The 19,555-nt window shown below is 73.0% G+C and carries 18 protein-coding genes; 7 read left to right on the top strand and 11 right to left on the bottom strand.

Going from position 1 to position 19,555, the window contains the following annotated elements; genetic code table 11:
* Positions 1-71: 71 nt before the first annotated feature.
* Positions 72-1,115 carry an LLM class flavin-dependent oxidoreductase gene (locus tag JSY14_RS05960; protein WP_259557875.1) on the bottom strand — a complete coding sequence of 348 codons (1,044 nt, stop codon included), beginning with the start codon at positions 1,113-1,115 and terminating at the stop codon, positions 72-74.
* A 235-nt stretch (positions 1,116-1,350) separates the two neighbouring features.
* Positions 1,351-1,983, bottom strand: coding sequence for a GNAT family N-acetyltransferase (locus JSY14_RS05955; RefSeq protein WP_259557874.1), 633 nt, complete (start codon positions 1,981-1,983; stop codon positions 1,351-1,353).
* A 38-nt stretch (positions 1,984-2,021) separates the two neighbouring features.
* Between JSY14_RS05955 and JSY14_RS05950 the strand changes: the two genes are divergently transcribed.
* Positions 2,022-2,594, top strand: a complete 573-nt coding sequence (locus JSY14_RS05950) for a hypothetical protein (protein ID WP_259557873.1) — start codon at positions 2,022-2,024, stop codon at positions 2,592-2,594.
* Here JSY14_RS05950 and JSY14_RS05945 read toward each other — a convergent pair.
* Both JSY14_RS05945 and JSY14_RS05940 read right to left on the bottom strand, forming a co-directional pair.
* Positions 2,538-3,809 (bottom strand): alkaline phosphatase family protein, encoded by a 1,272-nt coding sequence (locus tag JSY14_RS05945; protein ID WP_259557872.1) that lies wholly within the window; start codon positions 3,807-3,809, stop codon positions 2,538-2,540. The genes JSY14_RS05950 and JSY14_RS05945 overlap by 57 nt on opposite strands.
* A 247-nt stretch (positions 3,810-4,056) precedes the next feature.
* The gene (locus JSY14_RS05940; protein WP_259557871.1) at positions 4,057-4,326 is read right to left on the bottom strand and encodes a hypothetical protein; all 270 of its coding nucleotides are present in this window, start codon (positions 4,324-4,326) and stop codon (positions 4,057-4,059) included.
* An 87-nt stretch (positions 4,327-4,413) separates the two neighbouring features.
* Here JSY14_RS05940 and JSY14_RS05935 point away from each other — a divergent pair, with 87 nt between their 5' ends.
* A complete protein-coding gene (locus tag JSY14_RS05935; protein WP_259557870.1) occupies positions 4,414-5,502 on the top strand; it encodes a serine/threonine-protein kinase in 1,089 nt (362 codons plus the stop codon).
* Between the two features lie 12 nt (positions 5,503-5,514).
* Here JSY14_RS05935 and JSY14_RS05930 read toward each other — a convergent pair whose 3' ends face one another.
* Positions 5,515-7,068, bottom strand: a complete 1,554-nt coding sequence (locus tag JSY14_RS05930; RefSeq protein ID WP_259557869.1) for a serine hydrolase domain-containing protein — start codon at positions 7,066-7,068, stop codon at positions 5,515-5,517.
* A 159-nt stretch (positions 7,069-7,227) separates the two neighbouring features.
* On the opposite strand from JSY14_RS05930, the gene JSY14_RS05925 reads away from it, so the two are divergent.
* Positions 7,228-7,422, top strand: a complete 195-nt coding sequence (locus tag JSY14_RS05925; RefSeq protein WP_259557868.1) for a CsbD family protein — start codon at positions 7,228-7,230, stop codon at positions 7,420-7,422.
* On the opposite strand, the gene JSY14_RS05920 is transcribed toward JSY14_RS05925, so the two are convergent.
* The 6 genes from JSY14_RS05920 to upp form a co-directional block, all read right to left on the bottom strand.
* Complete coding sequence (locus JSY14_RS05920) at positions 7,400-8,221, bottom strand: SWIM zinc finger family protein (RefSeq protein ID WP_259557866.1); 822 nt, start codon at positions 8,219-8,221, stop codon at positions 7,400-7,402. The genes JSY14_RS05925 and JSY14_RS05920 overlap by 23 nt on opposite strands.
* Positions 8,218-11,358 carry a DEAD/DEAH box helicase gene (locus JSY14_RS05915; RefSeq protein WP_259557864.1) on the bottom strand — a complete coding sequence of 1,047 codons (3,141 nt, stop codon included), beginning with the start codon at positions 11,356-11,358 and terminating at the stop codon, positions 8,218-8,220. The genes JSY14_RS05920 and JSY14_RS05915 overlap by 4 nt, the downstream gene beginning before the upstream one ends.
* A 130-nt stretch (positions 11,359-11,488) precedes the next feature.
* Positions 11,489-13,024, bottom strand: coding sequence for a MinD/ParA family ATP-binding protein (locus JSY14_RS05910; RefSeq protein ID WP_259557863.1), 1,536 nt, complete (start codon positions 13,022-13,024; stop codon positions 11,489-11,491).
* Between the two features lie 832 nt (positions 13,025-13,856).
* On the bottom strand, positions 13,857-14,675 hold the full coding sequence (locus tag JSY14_RS05905) for a winged helix-turn-helix domain-containing protein (protein ID WP_259557862.1): 819 nt from the start codon (positions 14,673-14,675) through the stop codon (positions 13,857-13,859).
* Between the two features lie 187 nt (positions 14,676-14,862).
* Entirely contained in the window at positions 14,863-14,991 is a 129-nt protein-coding gene (locus JSY14_RS05900; RefSeq protein WP_259557861.1) for a hypothetical protein, read from the bottom strand.
* A gap of 175 nt (positions 14,992-15,166) precedes the next feature.
* Positions 15,167-15,805 (bottom strand): uracil phosphoribosyltransferase, encoded by a 639-nt coding sequence (gene upp / locus JSY14_RS05895; RefSeq protein WP_259557860.1) that lies wholly within the window; start codon positions 15,803-15,805, stop codon positions 15,167-15,169.
* Positions 15,806-15,999: 194 nt separating this feature from the next.
* On the opposite strand from upp, the gene tadA reads away from it, so the two are divergent.
* From tadA to JSY14_RS05875, 4 genes are all read left to right on the top strand, one after another.
* Complete coding sequence (tadA, locus tag JSY14_RS05890; RefSeq protein WP_259559573.1) at positions 16,000-16,470, top strand: tRNA adenosine(34) deaminase TadA; 471 nt, start codon at positions 16,000-16,002, stop codon at positions 16,468-16,470.
* 173 nt (positions 16,471-16,643) lie between these two features.
* The gene (locus JSY14_RS05885) at positions 16,644-17,480 is read left to right on the top strand and encodes an ABC transporter ATP-binding protein (RefSeq protein WP_259557859.1); all 837 of its coding nucleotides are present in this window, start codon (positions 16,644-16,646) and stop codon (positions 17,478-17,480) included.
* A complete protein-coding gene (locus tag JSY14_RS05880) occupies positions 17,477-18,352 on the top strand; it encodes an ABC transporter permease (RefSeq protein ID WP_259557858.1) in 876 nt (291 codons plus the stop codon). The genes JSY14_RS05885 and JSY14_RS05880 overlap by 4 nt, the downstream gene beginning before the upstream one ends.
* 50 nt (positions 18,353-18,402) lie before the next feature.
* Complete coding sequence (locus JSY14_RS05875) at positions 18,403-19,449, top strand: ABC transporter substrate-binding protein (protein ID WP_259557857.1); 1,047 nt, start codon at positions 18,403-18,405, stop codon at positions 19,447-19,449.
* The last annotated feature ends 106 nt before the right edge of the window (positions 19,450-19,555 follow it).

The following is a 19,555-nucleotide window of genomic DNA, read 5'->3' as shown; positions in this document are numbered from 1 at the left end:
GCCTGGTGCGCACGGGGCGGCGCCGGGTGGGCACGGCATGGGGGATGCGCCCGGCGCCAGCCCCGCCGGCGTCAGCGGCCGAGGATCTCCCGCACCCGGGGGATGACCTCCGTGCCGTACAACTCGATCGAGTGCATGAGGTGCTCGTGCGGCACGGTGCCGGTGGAGTACTTGAGGTCGAAGCGGTCGAGCCCCAGCAGGTCGATCGTGCGGGCGATCTTCTGGGCGACGGTCTCGGGGCTGCCGACGTACAGGCTGCCGCCCTGGATCTCCGCCTGGTATTCGGCCTCACCGCTGGGGCCCCAACCGCGCTCGGAACCGATCTTGTTGCGGTTCATGATCCAGGCGTCGCGCAGCTGGTCGATCGCCTCGGCATCGGTGTCGGCGATGTGGCCGGGTGAGTGCACGGCCACGGGCAGAGCTCCCTTGCCGAGCTGCTCGGAGGCCTGATGGAACAGGTTCACGTACGGGGCGAAGCGTTCGGCCGGGCCGCCGATGATCGCCAGGCGCAGGCCGAGGCCGTGGGAGGCGGTGCGGACCACGGAGTTCGGGCTGCCGCCGACGGCCACCCAGGTGGGCAGGGTGCGCTCCATCTCGGGGTAGACGCGCTGGTCGGTCAGCGGTGGCCGGGTGGTGCCGGACCAGGTCACGGGCTTCTGCGGGAGCAGCTTCACGAACAGATCGAGCTTCTCCTCGAACAGCTTCTCGTAGTCCTGCAGCTGGAAGCCGAACAGGGGGAACGACTCGGTGAAGGAGCCGCGGCCCAGGGTGATCTCGGCGCGGCCGTTGCTGAGGGCGTCGATGGTGGAGAAGTGTTCGAACACGCGCACCGGATCGTCGGAGCTGAGCACCACCACGGCGGTGCCGAGGGTGATGTTCTCCGTGACGGTGGCCAGGCCCGCGAGCACCGTGTCGGGCGCGCTGATGGTGAAGTCGGGGCGGTGGTGTTCGCCGACGCTGAAGTGGTCGACGCCGACCTGGTCGGCGCGCACGCCTTCGGCGATGACGTTGCGCAGCACCTGGGCGTGGGTGAGCGGGGTGCCGTCGAGGCCGACGGTGGTGTCACCGAAGGTGTCGAGTCCGAAGGTGAGGGGGCGGGTGGTGGTCTCGCTCATGGTGACCTCCTGGGAGTGGTCGAGGGGTGGCGCTGGCGGGGGTCGGGCACCGGGCCCGGAGAGATCGGCCCGGGGTGCCACGCCACCGCGAGATAGTCGTAGAATATTCAACTACAGCGTGGGTTGCAACATTCCCGGGCCGACGTGCGGGTCGCCGGGCCAACGCGCGAGTGGTCGGGCCGACGTGCGTGGTGCCCCTCGCGGCCGCGCCCCTCGCTCCTGCACCGCTCTGCGTTCACAACCCCCGGTGCATGATCACCAGGTCATGCCAGCGTCCGAACTTCCGCCCCGCCTCTGGCAGGAACCCGGCGCGGGTGAATCCGCACCGTTCATGCACCCGCAGCGACGGCCCGTTGCCCGCCTCGATCAGCGCCACCATGGAATGGCCACCGAGGTGGCGAGCGTGCTGCACCAGGGCCTCCAGCAGCAGACGCCCCACGCCGCGCCCCCGCGCCGCCGCCTCCACATACACCGAGTCCTCCAGTGTGTGCCGGTACCCGGAACGGGGCAGCAACGGTCCGACCCACGCTGCACCGAGAAAGGTTCCCGGATCGGTGCCGGTGTCCTCGGCGACCAGAACCCGACCATGCTCGACGAGCTCCCGCGCCCACGCCACGGTCTCCGGGCGGGGTGGGACCTCCTCGATCCACAGACCTGGGCTGTGCCGGATGGCGTCCTCCCGCTGGGCGACGAGGGCGCTGATGTGGTGCTCGGCACCGGGCAGGATCCGCACCGCCCCGGGCCCGGAACCGCCGTGGCCAGAGCCCCCGGGCCCGCAGTCCCCGGGCGCGCAGTCCCCGGGCCCGCAGCCCCCGTGGCCGGAGCCCCGGACGGAGGAACGGATGCGGTGCGGGCCGTCGGCATGCATGCCGGGAGCGTAGTGGATTCCGCGCCTATCCTGGGCGGATGGTCGGATCGGGAACCGGGGCGGAGGCCCCGTGGCAGGGCACCCTGCCCACCTGCCTGGTCGATGCCGTGGAGGAGACGGGGTCGCGTCTGGCCCCTCCCGGAACCCTGCGGGTGGTGGTGCAGCGGTTGCGGCTCACCGAGAGGGGGCGGCCGGTGGGAGTGCACTGGCAGGCCGGGGCCATCGCCGACGTCGACGGCAACCTGGTGCCGGTGGAGCTCACGGCGTTGTTCGACCGGGCCGGCGACGAGGACCTTCTCGACGCACTCGAGGTCGGTGCGCAGCAGCTCCTGCGGGACCTCGCCGGCCAGGGCCTGGAGGCTGTGGACGTGCTGCGCCTCACCCGTGACTGGCGCCGCGACCCGGTGGCGCATCTGCGGTGGGGCGTGGAGATCGGCCCGGAGGAGATCGGGGCGGTGCCGCGCCCGGACGCCCTCTACGACCCCGCGTTGGACCTGCGGCTCAACGCCCCGGACCTGGAAGCCCTGCAGGATGCGCGCCGTGCGGCGTGCTGCTCATGGACGCGCCGGCTGCGGAACTGGGTGCGGGACGCCCTGCCCTGGGGCCGCTGAGACCTGGGTCGACGGCCCCATCGGCAGTCCCGCGACCGTCGCGAGCGCGCGACCCAGCGACGCCCAGGACTGCGGGCCGACGATGCGGTCAGCCGCCTGACCACCCAGAAGCACCCCGACGGGTGCCTCGGCGTCGGCCACGGCCCGCGGTCCGGCGTAGTACGGGTCCTCCCCGGAGACGATCTCCCGCTGGGTGGCGGACCCACCGATGACGGTGCCGAGATCCCCGTCGATCACCGCGATCACGTCGGTGTCGACGGTCGCGCCGAGCCCGTCGTCGACCGGCCTGACCCGGACAGGTGCCCGACGCGCGAGAGCGAACAGGGTGTCGACGGCGGCCTCCCGCAGGGCCTCCGGCAGGTCGCGGCGCACGTGCAGGGCACCGTGTGGGCCGTCGGGCCACACCAGCGTCGACCACGACGCAAGACCGGTGCCGTCGGTGCGCAGCAGCCCGGCGTCGGCCAGGGCGACGTTCGGGTGGACCAGGTGTGTCACCGGCACCAGCGGGCGGCCGGGCAGGACCGCCACCACGTCCTCCGGGGTGGGGCGCACAGCCGTCAGCACCTGCTCCAAGTGCGTGGCGAGGTCCCCGACGGCTCGCCGCACCCCGGGGGAGTCGACCCCGTCGCGGCGACGCGCCTCGGAGAGGTCCGCGAGGCGCAGGGCCAGGAGGTCCACCCGGTGGGTTCGCACGACCTCGGCGGTGATCTCGGCGGCGAAGGCATCCTTCGGGACCGCGCCGAGCCGCACCCCGGCGTCGCGACGCGGTGCGAGGTGGCCCTGCGCCATCCGCGGGGAACTGGTCGCGAGGGTCATGGCCCAGCGGTCGGGGTAGTCGCGCAGCTGCTCGACCAGCGGCAGACACCAGTGGATGGGGGCGCCGGCGGTCGCGGGCCAGCGGATCGCTGCGGTGGCGCGGCCCTGGGCGTGGCCGGCATCGAACAGCGTCGGTGCAAGCAGGGACGCGGCGAACCAGTGGGCGCGCGGCCCGCTGTGACTCGGATCGAAGGGCACCTGGGTGGGCACCCCGGTGGCGGCGACGGTGCGGCCGGTGGAGAGGCTCACCAGCGCGGGGTCTGATTCGGAGGGGCCGCCTCCGACGAGCGTGAGGCCCCGGCAGGGCGTCGGGCGCGCCGGTAGCGTGTCGAGGATGCGCTCCAGTTCCCCGGGGGAGGCGCCGTCGACAGCGACGACGACGAGGCGTGCGGCGTCCATGCCGGGCTCCCTTCCCTGGAGGCGGTGTGTCGGGGATCGGGGCGTGGCCGGTGCGCGGCGGGGCGCACGGGAGCGCGCCCGCGACGTCTCGGCAGGCTAGGGGGCACGGGTGACGATGCCAGGTGGAGGGGGTGAGCGGTGGCGCACCGCTCGGTGAACAGCGCTTGAACGCCCCCGGGGCGGGGTCGGTGGACGGGGCGCGGGGGTCTGGTGGGGTGCGGGACGGGGCGTGGTCGGCGGGCGGGCGTCAGCGGATGTCGGGCGCGCTGGGGTCGCCGCGCCCGGCCTCGGCCTCCTGGGCCCGGCGCACGGTGCGGGCGGCGCGCTCCTCCCGCTCGACGCTGTGGCGCAGCCCCTCCTCATGATCCCCGGGCCGCGCGGGCCACGCCGCCATCGCCACCCACGTGGCGACGGTGAGCAGACAGATCACCGCGATGCCGACCCAGAACAGGGTGGGGTCGGGATCGGGAGCGCGGGTGAGGTCGAGCCACTCGGGGGGACCGGCCGGGACGAACACGCGCTCATGCTACGCGGCGGGGGCGTGGCCTGCGGATTGTGCACAGCCAGGAGGTAGGGCGGGTGCCGCTCCTACGATGGCCGCATCATGGCCGACGTCATCGCCGGGCGCTTCGCGCTGATCGACCGCATCGCCCGCGGGGGTTCGGGCGATGTGTGGCGTGCCTGGGATCGGAAGCGTGAGCGGATCTGCGCGGCCAAGGTGCTGCGGCAACGGGACTCGGAGGATCTGCTGCGTTTCGCCCGCGAGAAGGGCGTCACCTTCGATCATCCGCACCTGCTCACGCCCGACGGCTGGGGTGCCGAGGACGAGCACGTCGTGATCGCCCTGCCTCTGGTCACCGGAGGAACCCTCGAGGCGCTGGTGTCCCGGCACGGCCCGCTGGGGTCCGAAGCTGTGACCGTGATCCTGCATCAGGTGCTCGACGGTCTGGCCCATGTGCACGCCGCCGGATGGGTGCACCGCGATGTGAAACCCGCGAACGTGCTGCTGGAAGCGCACGGGCTCGTGCCGGTGCACTGCCGGCTCGGTGACTTCGGCATCGCCGTGCACCACCGGGATGTGCGGCTGACGCATGTGGGGATGCTCAACGGCACCCCCGGGTATCTGGCCCCGGAGCTCTTCGACGGGGCCGGCCCGGAACCCTCCCACGATGTGTATGCCGCGGGGGTGCTGGCCCTCGCCCTGCTCAGCGGACGCACGCGGCGGGAGGACCGGGAGCTCACCGCGGCGCGGATCGACCAGGAGCTCGCCGGGGCGCCGGAGCCGTTCGCGGCGGCGGTGCGGCGCATGCTCGCCGAGGATCCGGACGATCGCTTCCGCGACGCGGCCGCGGCCCGGGATGCCCTGCCGACCCCACCGGCCGGCCCGGTGCACTGGGCCGACGGCCGGCCGCTTCTGGTCGCCGACACGCTCCCACCGTGGCCCGAAGGGGTGGACGTGCCGCACGCACGGGAAGCACGGGAGGCACGGGAGGCACGGGAGGCGCCTGAGGCACGGGAGGCGCCGGGCGCCGCCGCGGGGTACCGGGCGGCAGGGCGACGCACCGCGTCACCACAGCCCGGCGCCGACGGCGAGGTGGCTCGGGCCTGGGTGGTCTCGCTCGGCGCCGGCGCGGCCGCCGCGATCACCCTCGGCGGCGCCGCCGGCCTGCTCCTGCGAAGCCTGCTGGGCTGAGAGCGTCCCCGATCAGTCGCTGACGGTGGTGACGTCGAGCGCCTGCACCCGCGCCTGCGCGCGCGGGTCGAGCAGCAGGTCCACCTGAGCGGCGCGGTGGCCCTCCCCGACGGGCTCCAGGACCCACCGCAGGTGTGCCCGCGACATGACCCGGGCGGTGTCGACCGTGAGTTGCTCGAGCGCGGAGGCGTCCAGACCGGCGGTGCTGAGCGCCAGGTCCAGCCGCCGGCGCCGCTCCTCCCGGGAGATGTCGGGGTCCATGTTGTCGGCGAACCACGCATCCGCCAGGGCGTCATCCCCGGTGCGCAGCCACTGCAGCATCGCCTCGGCGGCCTCCCGGGCTCGCGGAGCGGCCTCGAGCGGACGCGGGGCCAGCAGGTCCGGGCTGTGCCGACGCAACGCCCGCAGCGCCTGCATGCCCAGCGGCACCGCCGGGGCGTACTTCGAGTTCGCGAGCACCACCACGCCGACGCCGCTGTCGCGATGCCACGCCATGAAGGACCCGTACCCGGGGTAGCCGCCGGAATGGGAGACGATCTCTCCGAGGTCGGCGAACCGCTCCACCACCAGCCCGTACCCGTAGGCGCGGATGCGGTCGAAACCGGGGGAGACGCCGTCGGCCCCGGCGGGCAGCGGCGGCATCGGCTGCACCCGGTGGAACTGCTGCATCTCCCGGCGCGATGCCGCCGACAACGGTGCCGTCGCATCCTCGGGCTCGGCCTGCGCGGCCTCGGGCTGCTCCGCGGCGGCGAGGAACCGCACCCAGCGGGCGACGTCGTCGACGGTGGAGAACAGCCCCGCCATCGCCCCGTACACGCCGGGGTCGTCGAACGGCACCTGTTCGAAACGGGTGGCGTCGGTGCGCTCGTTCAGACGGTGGCCGATCGCCAGCCGGGAGGTGTCCAGGCCGTCGCGGGAGTAGGCGGTGTCGCTCAGACCCAGCGGCTCCAGGAAGACCCGGCGGATGTACTCGTCATACCCCTCGCCGGAGACCTCGTCGATGATCCGGCCGAGCAGGGAGAACCCGGTGTTGGAGTACTCGAAGCCGGTGCCGGGGCGGTGCACCCAGCCCAGGCCCCCGCGCAGCAGCTGGGCGAACTCCTCGCGGGTCATGGACTCCTGCCGGTCGCCCCACGGGTTGTCGGTGACGAACCCGGCGCTCATGGTGAGCAGATCCCGCACCGTGATGACGGGGGAGTCGGGCGTGGCGGGGGTGATCGCGGCGGCCTCCGGGACGTAGGTGGCGGCGGGCTCGTCGAGCCGCAGTCGGCCCTCATCGCGCAGATGGAGGATCGCCGCGGCGGTGAAGGACTTCGACATCGAGGCGATGCGGGAGATGGTGGCGCGATCCATCGGGGCGGAGCCCTCGTCGGGGGTGCCGTCGGTGAGGGCGCGGTGGCCGGCGGCGCCGTGGGCGAGGATCCGCTCGTCGTGGGCGTGGCCACCGATGACGGCCCAGGTCACGCCGCTGGTGCGGTGCTCGGCGACAGCGGTGTCGAAGAGCTCGGTGAGGGCGCGGACGGCGTCGTCGGAGGGCAGGGGAGCAGGGGAGGTCGTCGTGGGCATGGATTCACTCTAGGAGGCCCCCGCGACAGTCGAGGACGACAGCCGAGGGCGACAGTCGAGGGCGGCTGGGGTGACGCGGGCCCAGGGGCCGCCCGGGACGGTGCGGTACCGTCGCCCCACCTCGTCGAGAGACGGCGGGGCGAACCATGAGGAGGATCCATGAACCTCGGCGACAAGATCCAGAACAAGGCCCAGGAGCTGTCCGGCAAGGCCAAGGAGGGCCTCGGCGACGCCACCGACAACCGCGATCTGCAGGCGGAGGGCGCGGGCGACCAGGCCGAGGCCGGCACCCGCCAGGCTGGCGAGCACATCAAGGACGCCGCCAAGGACCTCAAGGACGGCTTCGGGAAGTGACATCCCCGGCGGTGCGATAGAACGCCCCCAACGCCTCAGCGGCGCGCTCGCCGATCAGCGGCACCAGCGCTGCCGTCTCCACCAGGGCCGGGTCGAATGCGACCCGGTCCTGTGGTGTCTGCGGGGCCGGGTCCGCGGCCGGCATATCGGCCGACGGTGCCGCGGCGGGGTCTGCCTCCCCGGCCGAAGGCACCGGGGCGGGGTCTGCCCCGTCGGGCGACCGGGCACCCCGCGCGTGATCCGGTGCCGGTCCCCGCGTGGGGGCCGGTGCGACCAGATCCCCGAGCTGCAGCCCCCGCAGCGTCAGCAGGTGCAGCGGATGCTCCTCCACGGCCTCCACCAGCACGTAGGCGAGCGCGGCCACATGCACGCAGGGGCCGGGCCAGTCCGGGCAGGAGCAGTTGTGACTCAGCTCCTCCGTGACGGTCTCCCGCGGCAGGAGGGTCACGTCGTTCGCGCGCAGTTCCTCCTCCACGGCCTGCGGGAAGTCACCTCCGGCGAGGGCTGCGGGCAGCTCCGGATGCGACAGGGCGATCCGCACGAACACCTCACGGTCACCGGGAAGGAACGCCCGCAGGTCGATCTCGGGCTCGGCGAGGGAGCCGTCATCCCCGAGCACCCCGCCGCGGGCCCGCTGCGGCGCCACATCGATCCACTGCACCCGCCCGGCCCGCGCCAGGCGCCTCCCGGCGGTGGCGCGTGCGGGACCCAGGTGCGCCTCGAGCCGCTCCCGCAGCGCCACCGCCCACCAGGTGCGGCCGATCGCGCCCCGCTGCGCCCGCAACCGGATCCCGCTCATCCCTGCACCTCCGACCGATCGAGCACCAGCAGCTCCCGCAGCGCCTCCGCATCGAGGCCCGCGATCCAGCCCTCGCCGCTGCCGACCGCACTGGTGGCGAGGTCCTGTTTGGCGGCGATCACCTGGTCGATGCGTTCCTCCACGGTGCCGGCGCTCACCAGCTTCCGCACCAGCACGTTCCGCCGCTGGCCGATGCGGAAGGCGCGATCCGTGGCCTGATTCTCCACGGCCGGGTTCCACCAGCGGTCGATGTGGATCACGTGGTTCGCGGCGGTGAGGGTGAGGCCGGTGCCGCCGGCGCGCAGACTCAACAGCATCGCGCCCGGCTGATCCGGGGTGGACTGGAACTGCGCCACCATCGCGTCGCGCTGCGCCTTCGGCACCCCGCCGTGGAGGAACGGCACGTGCAGACCGAAACGCTCCTCCCAATACGGCAGCAGCATGTGCCCGAAGGCGGTGAACTGCGTGAACAGCAGGACCTTCTCCCCCTCGGCGAAGGCCGTCTCCAGGATGTCGTCGATGCGTTCGAGCTTCCCGGAGCGGTGCGCACCGTCGCGCAGCAGGGCGGAACCGTCACCCAGATAGTGGGCGGGGTGATTGCACACCTGCTTCAGCTTCGTGAGGGCGGAGACCACCACACCGCGGCGCTGCCGCTCGTCGGCCTCGTCCACCTGAGCCATCATCTCCGCGACGATCGCCTCATACAGCCCGGCCTGCTCGGGGGTGAGGTTCACGCGGGTGGTCTCCTCCTGCTTCTCGGGCAGGTCGGAGATGATCGCCCGGTCGGTCTTCACACGCCGCAGCAGGAACGGGCCGGTCAAGGCACGCAGCCGGGAGATCGCGGCGGGGTCGGACTCCTGCTCGATCGGATCGGCGATGCGTTCCTGGAAACGTGCGGCCGGCCCGAGCAGACCGGGGTTGACCACCTCCATGAGGGAGTGCAGGTCCCGCAGTCGGTTCTCCACCGGCGTGCCGGTGAGGGCGAGCCGGTGCCGAGACGGGATCGCCCGCGCCGCCTGGTGCACCCGGGTGTCGGGGTTCTTCACGTGCTGGGCCTCATCGAGCACCAGTCGATGCCACGGCACGGCACGGAGGATCTCGCTGTCGCGGTCCAGCAGAGCGTAGGTGGTGAGCACGAGGTCCACCTCACGGGCGCCCTCCACGAAGGAGTCGTCGCGGATCCGGTCGCCCCCGTGGTGCACGTGCACGGCCAGGTGGGGCGCCCAGCGGGCGGCCTCCCGCTGCCAGGAGCCCACCACGGACATGGGGCACACCAGCAGGGTGGGGCCGATGGGCGTCGACGTCGTGCGTTCCCGCTCGGTGCACAGCAGTGCGAGCACCTGCATCGTCTTCCCGAGGCCCATGTCGTCGGCGAGGATCCCGCCGAGTCCGCGCTCGTGCAGGAACCACATCCAGTCCAGGCCGCGCTGCTGGTAGGGCCGCAGCGTCGCGGTGAGGGTGGCGGGGGACCCGACGGTGGGGAGGTCCGCGTCGCCGCGCAGCAGATCGGCGAGGCCGACCGGCCCGCGGGGCCGATCTCGGCCCTCCTCGGGGCCCCACTGGACCTCGACGTCCTCGGCGACCTCGCTGCCGATCAGGGAGAGCATCTCCTGCCAGGATGCGGCGCCCTCGACCTGCGCGGGCACCAGGCGGGGGGTGTCGGCGCCGGCCGCGCCGGCCGCGCAGACCGCTTCGGCGGGGCAGGCGGAGGTCTGCGCAGCGGGAGCATCGGGCATCCCGGGGGCTGCGCCCGAACCGTCCGGGCCGTCCTCCCGCCACCGCTGCCGGGCCCGCCGGGAGAACGCCTCGAGGAATCGTTCCGCCGCGCGCAGCGTCCCCGGGTCCAGCCGCACCCATTCCCCGCGCAGCCGCACCAGCTCCGACTGCGCCTCTCGGATCTCGGCGATCTCGTCCTCCGTCAGATCCACGTCCCCCACGGCCACCGACCAGCGGAAACTCGCCATGGCCCGCAGGCCGACGCTCTCCCCGGCGGGGCGTTTCTCCTCACCGGAGTGCTGGTCGTCGACCGCGTCGGCACGCACTCGCGCCCGCTGCTTCGTCCACTGGCGGGGCAGCAGCACCGTCACCCCTGCCAGCTCCAGCGAAGGGGTGTCGTGGGCGAGGAACGCGGAGGCCTGCGCGGTGGTGAGCACCCAGTCGACACCGGTGTCCTCCACCTGGGCGGTGCGCACCGTCGGGGCCAAGCGCAGCACCTCCGCTGCGGCCTCGGCGGCCCCCGCCGGGCTCACATCACCGACCGCCCTCAGATCCGCCACCGGGTGCACGGTCCCGTCCGGTTCGCGCAGGCAGGTCTGCAAGGGCCAGCCGGTCCCCAGCGGCGGTTCATGCAGCCGCACCACCAGGGCGTTGTCGGTGGACTGCAGCTGCACCTGCGGTCGGGCCGCCCGGATCATGTCCTCCAGCGCACGCTCCACACGCCGCCGGTGGGGAAGATCCGCAGAGATCAGAGCGCGCTGCGGACCGAGCGCTGCACAGAGCTCGGCGCCGAGAGCGTCCACGGTCGAGGCCGCCGGACCGGTGGTCGCGGTCCGGTCGTTCCCCCCCGGCATCGGACTGGTGTCGGCGAAGGCGCCCCGGGCCAGGGCGTCGACGATCAACGCCACCAGAGGATGCACATCATCGGCGACCGGGCGCCACTGGGCGCGCACCCCTGCCGGGGATTCCTCGAGGCGGGGCGCCACCTGGCGCGCGTCCACGATCTCCTGGGCGCGGGCGCGGGCCGCGACGATCGGCAGCAGCGTCGGCAGCGCCTCCGCCTCGGTGCCGAGGGGCAGGGGAGCCCGCTGCTCCACGAGACCGACGACGACACCCTCCGGATCGTCCTCACCCCCGTCGGCGGCGACCGTCACCAGTGCCGCCGCGAGCGAGGCCAGCACGTCACCCTCCAGAGGCAGCACCGGAAGGCGTCGTTCCGCCCCGTTCGGCAGATGTTTGGTGATCCGGTGCCGCAGCTGATCCGGTGCCCCCTCGAGGGCCTGCCGCACCGGAGGCGGCAACAGTGGACGCACCGCCCCCAGATCTGCGCGATACCGGGAGGTGCGCGGACCCGTCGGCTCCCGCAGCCCCAGGGCGAACCCGAGCTGGGGGTCCTGCTCAAGGCTCAGGCGGATCGGCATGGACCCAGGGTAGGGCTCGGGTGTGACAGACGGACGGGCCGCGGGCACCCGGGGGAGAGATCACGCGGCGGACGCATCGCCGCGGGAAGGAACGGTCGGGGGTGGGCGGAGACCGGCCCTCGCCGGACGCTCAGAGACCGTCGACGACCGCCGCGGCGGCCGCCTGCCACGCCTCCTTGGTGTACGGCTCCAGCGCCGACCAGTTCAACGGCGTGCCGGAGACGAAATGCTTCTCGTACGGCACCTCCACCACGGTGCGGGTGTGGGCCCCGAAGTGGTCGTGCAGCCGCCGGCGCAGCTCGCGCTCACCGTTGCCGGGGGCGGAATGCGACAGGATCGTCACCGCCCGATCCACCTGCTCGCTGAGTCCTGTGGCGCGCAGCTCGTCGATCATCCATGCGGCCGCGTTGAAGGTGTCCTCGCGCAGCGTGGAGACGATCACCAACTGGTCCGCGGAATGCACCGCAGCCAGCCAGTTCGAGGCCCGCACGTTGTTGCCGGTGTCGATCACCTTGATGCGGTAGAAACGCGACAGGATGCGGTCCAGCGCCTGGAAGGCGGCGCCGTCGATGGAGGCTGCCGACCCCGGATCCTCATCGGAGGCGAGGATGTCGAACTGGGTCTCACCCTGGGGCCGCACATACTGGTCCATCTGCGCCACCGAGGCGGTGCTGCTGTCCAGCCGGTCCAGGTCATGCAGCAGATCCAGGGCGGTGCGCTGATGCTCCGCCGGGACACCGCGCCAGCCGAGGGTGCCGCGGGTCTCGTTGTTGTCCCAGGCCAGCACCCCACCGCCGCGGACCGATCCCATCGTGGCCGACAGCATCAGGGTGGCAGTGGTCTTGTGGGCACCGCCCTTGAGGTTCACTACCACGACGTTCTTCGGGCCGTCCAGAGGCTTGCGGATCCGCTCGACCTGGTCCCGGTGCAGACGCTCGGCGCGGGTCGGCGGCAACAGGATCGCGCCCCCGGTGAGGCGGGCGATCGCCCCGGGGAAACCGCGCGTGGGGGTCTGGCGGGCGATGCGCCGCGAGGAGGTCTGCAGATCCTGCAGGGTGGGGCGCCCGTCATCGGAACGGGGCGCGGAATGGCGGGGCGCGCCGACGGGCGGCTGCGGGGCGCGGGCCTCACGCGCCTCCCGCGCCGCCCGAGAAGCGGAGGGGTCGACGGTCGACGAGGCGGTGGGGCGCGGCTCTGACGGCGTCGACGGCGGCGCCGGGTGCCGCGGGGCGAACGCCGCATCCGGCAGCTCAGCGGGGCGCTCCTCGACAGGGAGCTTCTCGGCGGAGGCGCTGGGCGTTGCGGAGACGTGACCGTCCGCGTCGACTGCCACGTGCTCCCCGGTGACGGGCTCCCCGGCGCGACGGCGACGCCCGCCGCGCGACTCCTGCCGATGCGGTCCGTCGATCGGCGGGCCGTACAGGGGACGATCATCGGCCGGACGGCCCGTGATGCGGCCGTTCGGTGAGACCTGGAGGTGATGCACCACGTCGGTCTCCACGATCACCACGTCGACCGGACCGCCCTGAACGCGGGCCTCGTCGATGAAGACCCGCTTGACCTGCGAGCGCACCTCGGGGAGGGATGCGGCGTCGATCTCCACGGGGCCGTCCGCCAGATGCACCGTGGCGGTGGTGTCGGAGGTGATCCGGGCCTGCGCGATCATCGGGTGGCCTTTCCGAGTCGGTGAGGGGTGCCGTGGGGCGTGATCGGTGCCGCGGACGGGCGGAATCCCGGCGCGGTCGGAGGGCGAGACCCTCCCGGGGTCCACTCTAGGTGCTCGGCCTGGTCACCCGGGGTCCGCAGCAGCAGGGGGTGGGGCCTCAGGCCGGACGCGGGGTGCCGCCGAGCCGCCGGGTCACCTCGTCGGCGGCCGCGGCCGAGACCGACGTACCGATCTACCTTCCGGACGCACTCGGCGGGAAAGTTTTGCGCATTCTTGGCACCGTTCCCGAGCGCCCGCGCAGATACACCGTGGGGGTTCCCACTCCACCACTCGTTCTCACGCCGCAGCGCTGTGACCAGCAGGATCGCGGGAGCCCTCGGTGGTGTAACCCCCTGTGGGATCCTGCGGGACTTGACCGAGGCTTGACCTGCCGACCTCTCGACAGCCCGCAGAAAGCCTCCCGCCGGGGGACAGCGGCGGAATGCGGGGAACAGGGCGTACGCTCAACACCGTCTCATCGCCCCCACCGGCGCGCCGGGGGTGGCGGTGAGGATCGTCGGCAGGTCACTCGGTGCCCCGCTCGACATCAACTGAAGAGACAGGCCACCAGATGTGCCGCGCCCATTGGTCCCCCTCACCGGGCGCGGCCGGACGGATCACCCGGTTCCCCCGATTCCGGGCCCGTCCTGCCTTGCCGTCCGCACCCCACCCCTGACGGTCGGCAGGCCTGACGAGCGGTCCGTGAGCCCCCGCCCTCGTGGCGGCGCGAGAGCTCCGGACCGCTCGTCGCATTCCGGTGCGCATTCCGGTTGTCGGATCAGGGGCTACCGGATCAGCCGATGCCGAGGATCCGCACGTCGCTGCCCGGGTCGAGGCGGTAGCCCTCCCCGCGCACCGTGCTGACCAGCCGACGGTAGCGGCCCAGCTTGTTGCGCACCCGGCGCACGTGCACATCCACAGTGCGCTCCCCGGTCTCGCCGGTCGGGTCGCACCACACCTGCTCCATGAGCTCGGCGCGGCCGACCACGCGGCGGGCATGACGCGCCAGGTGGGCGAGCAGCTCGAACTCGCGGTGGGTGAACTCGACATCCGCACCGTCGATCCGCGCCCGGCGCCCCAGCAGGTCGATCACCAGGCCCGACGGGGCGGTGGACGGGCTGGAGGGGCTGACGGCCGTGGCGTCGAGGACGCGCCGCCGGGCGATCTCCACATCCCGGCGGGCCGGCGCATTCGGGGAGACCACGCCGGGCCGACGGGTGCGCTGGGGGCCGACCGCACTGAGGTTGCGTTCGGGAGCGAGCGAACGGGCGGACGATCCGCGGGCGGTGGTGAAGGACACCGGAGCGTCCACGGTGACGCTGGCACGCGCTCGGTGGGCGGACGCCAGCCGCGTGGCCTGGTGCCGCAGGGTGTCGGCGAGGCGGGCGGCGTCCACATCGGACGTGCCAGCGGGCAGCTCCAGAGTAAAGGTGACGGTGACGGTGCCCGCGGCTGCGGTGCGCTGAGGCGTCGACTCCGCAGCGGGGGACAGGCGCAGGCGTCGGGTCGGGTCGTCAGAGGTGCGGACGGCGGGGGCAGAGGTCGGGCGGCGGACGCTCTGCAGGTGCGGGGTGGCGGGGGCGTCGGCAGGGCGGGTGAGAACGGCGGTCATGACAGGAGCTCCTGGGCTCTGGCGCTGCGCGAGAGTCGGTGTCGCGGCGCAGATGCGAGTGGTGGACCCGGGATCCCTGATGGACCTGCGGTGCGGTCTCCATCGTCGGGCCGTGCTCCCGGTGGCACCTGGAGCCCGCGCCCCTCGGCCGGCTCCTGTCAGCCGACCCCGGAGGTGTGGTGCAAGCTCAGAGGCTCGGCTGACGCTGCATCATGCGCATCATCATCGACGCGCGCATCATCATGGCCGGCATCGCGGGCGCAGCGAAGCGGACCACCGAGGAGGTGGCCGGCGTGAGCGCACGCGTGATGGACATGGCAGTGAGGATGCACCGGAGGGCGGGCGCGACGCAAGTCCCTGTCCATGATGTGGGCGTCGTGATGTGGGCGTCGTGCGGGGGCGATGCCGCGGCGGTCACCGCTTCGGGTGTCCTGCCGGTCACCCTGCCTCTCGCCCCGGGCGGGCGCCGTGGTCAGCCGCCCCGCCGGGCGTCAGTCGACGACACCGAACAGGCGGTCACCGGCGTCGCCGAGACCCGGGACGATGTACCCCTTCTCGTTGAGCCTCTCGTCGATCGCGGCGGTGACCACGGTCAGGTCGATCTCCGGGTCGATGGCGGCCTCGAGCTTGGCGATGCCCTCCGGTGCGGAGAGCAGGGTGACGCAGGTGATGTCGCGGGCGCCGCGTTCATGCAGGTACTCCACCGCTGCGATCAGGGTGTTGCCGGTGGCGAGCATCGGATCGAGCACGAAGCACTGCCGCCCCTGGAGATCCTCGGGCAGACGGTTGGCATAGGTGGTGACCTCGAGGGTCTCCTCGTTGCGGACCATCCCGAGGAACCCGACCTCGGCGGTCGGCAGGAGGGTGGTGAGGCCGTGGAGCATGCCCAGGCCGGCGCGGAGGATCGGCACCACCATCGGCTTGGGCGCCGTGAGCTTGGTGCCGGTCATCGACGTCACCGGGGTCTCCACCTCGGCGGGGCCCACCAGCACATGGCGGGTGGCCTCATACGCGAGGAGGGTGACCAGCTCGTCGGCCAGCTGTCGGAAGACGCTGGAGTGGGTGGTGCGGTCGCGCAACACGGTGAGCTTGTGGGCGACGAGCGGGTGGTCGATCTCGAGGACGCGCATGCGGCGAATCTACCGGAGAGAGCGTGGGCCCACCGGGGACCAGCGACCCCGCCGGGCCGCGTGCGGGCTGCCGCCGTCGCGGTGCCGGACCAGCGCCTACCCTCGTCACCATGACGACCCCACCGCCCCCGGCCGCACCCGGCGCGCCGACCGTCAGCGCGCCCAGTGAACCGGGCGCCGCCGACGACGCCGCGATGGTGCTCGCCCTGGAGGACGCCCGGACCGCGGGGGAGAGGGAACCGGCGGATGTGCCCATCGGGGCTGTGGTGCTCGACGAGAGCGGCGCTGTGATCGCCCGCGCCGCGAATCGGAGGGAGGCCGACGAGGACCCCACCGCCCACGCCGAGATCCTGGCGCTGCGCGAGGCCGCCCGGGCACGGGGCCGCTGGAACCTCAGCGGATGCACACTGGTCGTGACGCTCGAACCGTGCACCATGTGCGCCGGGGCGATCGTCCTGTCGCGGGTGGACCGGGTGGTGTTCGGAGCCCACGACCCCAAGGCCGGGGCCGCCGGGTCCCTGTACGACCTGGTCCGCGAACCGCGGCTGAACCACCGGGTGCAGCTCACCGCGGGGGTGCGGGAGCAGGAGTGCGGGGACCTGCTGCGGGAGTTCTTCCGGGCGCGACGCCGACGGTCCCGGGTCTTGCCACAGAACCTCGCGTGACCAGGGAGCAGGTCTCGCCCCGGTGACAGCCATCGGGACACCGCCCGTCGCTGCCCCGGGCGCTCTGCGTGACCGCATGCCGGTCGGCCGTCCCGAGCCGTGAGAATCCCCGTATCGTGGGCCCATCCTGCCGCCCGCCGGGCGGTGTCCGCCCGCGCCAGGAGGTGCCGCCCGTGACCGACCGCCCCTCGGACGTCGCCCCTGCGGGCGCCGCGACCGCGCCTGCGTCGGCGACCGCCCCCGCAGTCCGCGCCGACCGGGTCTCCAAGGTCTTCTTCTCCACCGCCGACCAGCCCGTGTGGGCACTCGAGGACGTCTCCCTCGACCTCGCCCCGGGGTCCTTCACGTGTGTCGTCGGCCCGTCGGGCGGCGGCAAATCCACCCTGCTGCGGATCATGGGTGGCCTCGAGGAGGCGACCAGCGGCACCGTGGCCCTCGACGGCGGCGGACACACCGTGCGCGCCGCCTTCGTGTTCCAGGAGCATGGGGTCTTCCCGTGGATGACGGTGCTCGAGAACGTCGCCTTCGGTCTGCGCATGGCCGGGATGGCGCGCGGCGAGCGGGAGGCCGTGGCCCGCGAATGGATCACCCGCGTGCGGCTGCAGGACTTCGACCGCGCCTACCCGCACCAGCTGTCGGGCGGCATGCGCCAGCGTGTCGCCATCGCCCGCGCCTTCGCCACCGGCAGCCCGGTGCTGATGATGGACGAACCCCTCGGCGCGCTCGACGCCCAGACCCGCATGCTCATGCAGGAGGAACTGCTGGCCCTGTGGGAGGCGGAGCGTACGACGGTGCTGATGGTCACCCACGACATCGACGAGGCGATCATCCTCGGCGACCGGATCATCGTGCTGTCGCCGCGGCCCGGACGCATCACCGAGGACATCACCGTCCCGTTCCCGCGGCCCCGCACGCGACGGATCGAACAGGACCCGGAGTTCACCCGGTTGCGCACCCACATCTGGGAATCACTGCGGCAGGAGAACCGGTGGACGGAGGAGAACGCATGAACACCCCCGTTCCCCCCACCTCCGCCTCCGCCGCGGAGCACGCCGACCGCCTCGTCGAGAGGGAGCGCCGCACCCTCGAGGCCGCCCGCGCTCTGCGCACCCGCGAGAACCGACTGCGCCGACGGGACGCCGCGCTCGCCGTCGCCACCCCCATCGGCCTGCTGCTGCTGTGGGAGGTGTGCGCGCGCCTGCTGATCATCGACCCGCGGTTCTTCCCCGCACCGACCGCGATCCTCCGCGCCGGCGCCGGGATGATCGCCGACGGGGAACTGTGGCGACACACCGGGCCGACGCTGCTGCGGCTCCTGGTCGGCGGGGGCCTGGGGGCGCTCGCCGGCATCGTCGTCGGCCTGGTCATGGGCACCAGCCGCGCTCTGAACGCCGCCTTCGGACCGCTGTTCGCCGCGCTGTACCCGCTGCCGAAGATCGCGATCTTCCCGATCCTGCTGATGATCTTCGGGCCCACCGAGATCCCGAAGCTGCTGTCGGTGTTCATCACCACCTTCTTCGTGCTGCAGATCAGCACCGTCGCCGGGGTGCGGGCGCTCGACCCGAAACTGCTGGAGGCTGCCCGCGCCTACGGGGCCACCGGCCTGGCACGGTTTCGGCACGTGGTGCTGCCCGGGGCGCTGCCGTTCGTGCTCAGCGGTCTGCGCACCGCCACCGGCACCGCCGTCGTCGTCATCACCGCGGTGGAGTTCACCGGGGCCTCCACCACGGGCCTGGGTTACCTGATCTGGAACTCCTGGCAGCTGTTCATCCCCGAGAAGCTGTACGTCGGGCTCGTGACCATCGGCCTGATCGGCGCCCTGCTCACCTGGGCGCTGGGACTGCTGGAACGCGTGCTCATCCCCTGGCGGGCGCGACAGTGACCGTCGCCGCCCGCCCCACCGCATCCCTCCGCCCCTGACAGGAGTCCGTCATGCGTCGTCGTTCCCTGCTCTCCGCCTCCGCTCTCGCCCTCACCGCCGGAGCCCTCAGCGCCTGCGGCCCCGCCATCACCGGCCGGGACGCCGGCGGCTCCGGATCCGGCTCCGGCGGCGGCGCCGGTGCCGCGTCCGGCACGGTGCGCGTCGGCCACCTGCCCTCCAGCCTGTTCGCCCCGCTGTACATCGCCGATGCGCAGAAGCGCTTCGCCGATGCCGGCATCACCCTCGAGCTGGTGCCATTGAAGTCCGGGCAGGACGGCGTGCCGATGCTCGCCTCCGGGAAGCTCGACGTCATGGTCGCGGGGTTCAGCGCCGGCATGTTCAACGCGCTGGCTGAGGGGCTCGCGTTCAAGATCGTCGGGTCCATGGGGATCTCTCCGGGTGATCCGGAGGCGTCCCCCACCGCCCTCATGGCGCGTCAGGCGCTGATCGAGGACGGCACCATCACCTCGGTCGCGGGTCTGGCCGGACACAAGATCGCCGTGGCCGGTGGCGCCGGTGCGACCGGCGGCTATCTGCTGGCGTCGATGCTCGAGGGCGAGGGTCTGACGCTGAAGGACGTCGAGGTGGTGAACCTCGCGACGCCGGATCAACAGGCGGCTCTGCAGAATGGTTCGGTCGACGCCGCCACCCCCTCGGCGCCGTTCTCCACGGCGATCGCGGAGGCCGGCATCGCGACCACCGTGGCCGTGCCCCGCCAGGGGACCACCGGCACCGGCGTCGTCTATTCGGAACAGTTCCTCGGGGTGGAGCTCGCGCAGCCGTTCTTCACCGCCCTCACCCAGGGGGCGCAGCAGCTCACCACCGACGGCCCCCAGACGGACGAGGTGTACGACATCCTCGCGGCAGCCACCGGGCAGAAGGTGGAGGTGCTCCGGGCCTCCCCGATGTACACCTACCTGCCGGACCTCGCCCCGCAGCCGGAGCAGCTCGACGCCATGCAGAACGTGTGGCTCGACGCCGGACTGATCACCGCTGCGCAGCCGGTGACCATCGCGGACGTGGTCGACGCGCGCTTCGCGCAGGGCGCCCGCGGCTGACGGTGCCGGGCGGTCGCCGGGGTTGGACGGCTGACGATGTCGGACGGGTCGCCGGGACCGGGGCCGGCAGGTCCGCGACCCGGCGTCCCCCGCGCATGTCGTGATC

It is taken from the genome of Brachybacterium sillae (genome assembly GCF_025028335.1).
Classification (GTDB): Bacteria; Actinomycetota; Actinomycetes; order Actinomycetales; family Dermabacteraceae; genus Brachybacterium; species Brachybacterium sillae.
Note: the sequence above shows the minus strand (reverse complement) of the source record. Positions and strands in the feature narration are given on the sequence as shown.

What these genes read in the sequence shown, in the direction of transcription:
- JSY14_RS05960 (WP_259557875.1), bottom strand. Translation starts at nt 1,115, where the DNA reads ATGAGCGAGACCACCACCCGCCCCCTCACCTTCGGACTCGACACCTTC.
- JSY14_RS05955 (WP_259557874.1), bottom strand. Translation starts at nt 1,983, where the DNA reads ATGCATGCCGACGGCCCGCACCGCATCCGTTCCTCCGTCCGGGGCTCC.
- JSY14_RS05950 (WP_259557873.1), top strand. Translation starts at nt 2,022, where the DNA reads ATGGTCGGATCGGGAACCGGGGCGGAGGCCCCGTGGCAGGGCACCCTG.
- JSY14_RS05945 (WP_259557872.1), bottom strand. Translation starts at nt 3,809, where the DNA reads ATGGACGCCGCACGCCTCGTCGTCGTCGCTGTCGACGGCGCCTCCCCC.
- JSY14_RS05935 (WP_259557870.1), top strand. Translation starts at nt 4,414, where the DNA reads ATGGCCGACGTCATCGCCGGGCGCTTCGCGCTGATCGACCGCATCGCC.
- JSY14_RS05930 (WP_259557869.1), bottom strand. Translation starts at nt 7,068, where the DNA reads ATGCCCACGACGACCTCCCCTGCTCCCCTGCCCTCCGACGACGCCGTC.
- JSY14_RS05925 (WP_259557868.1), top strand. Translation starts at nt 7,228, where the DNA reads ATGAACCTCGGCGACAAGATCCAGAACAAGGCCCAGGAGCTGTCCGGC.
- JSY14_RS05920 (WP_259557866.1), bottom strand. Translation starts at nt 8,221, where the DNA reads ATGAGCGGGATCCGGTTGCGGGCGCAGCGGGGCGCGATCGGCCGCACC.
- JSY14_RS05915 (WP_259557864.1), bottom strand. Translation starts at nt 11,358, where the DNA reads ATGCCGATCCGCCTGAGCCTTGAGCAGGACCCCCAGCTCGGGTTCGCC.
- JSY14_RS05910 (WP_259557863.1), bottom strand. Translation starts at nt 13,024, where the DNA reads ATGATCGCGCAGGCCCGGATCACCTCCGACACCACCGCCACGGTGCAT.
- JSY14_RS05905 (WP_259557862.1), bottom strand. Translation starts at nt 14,675, where the DNA reads ATGACCGCCGTTCTCACCCGCCCTGCCGACGCCCCCGCCACCCCGCAC.
- JSY14_RS05900 (WP_259557861.1), bottom strand. Translation starts at nt 14,991, where the DNA reads ATGTCCATCACGCGTGCGCTCACGCCGGCCACCTCCTCGGTGGTCCGC.
- upp (WP_259557860.1), bottom strand. Translation starts at nt 15,805, where the DNA reads ATGCGCGTCCTCGAGATCGACCACCCGCTCGTCGCCCACAAGCTCACC.
- tadA (WP_259559573.1), top strand. Translation starts at nt 16,000, where the DNA reads ATGGTGCTCGCCCTGGAGGACGCCCGGACCGCGGGGGAGAGGGAACCG.
- JSY14_RS05880 (WP_259557858.1), top strand. Translation starts at nt 17,477, where the DNA reads ATGAACACCCCCGTTCCCCCCACCTCCGCCTCCGCCGCGGAGCACGCC.
- JSY14_RS05875 (WP_259557857.1), top strand. Translation starts at nt 18,403, where the DNA reads ATGCGTCGTCGTTCCCTGCTCTCCGCCTCCGCTCTCGCCCTCACCGCC.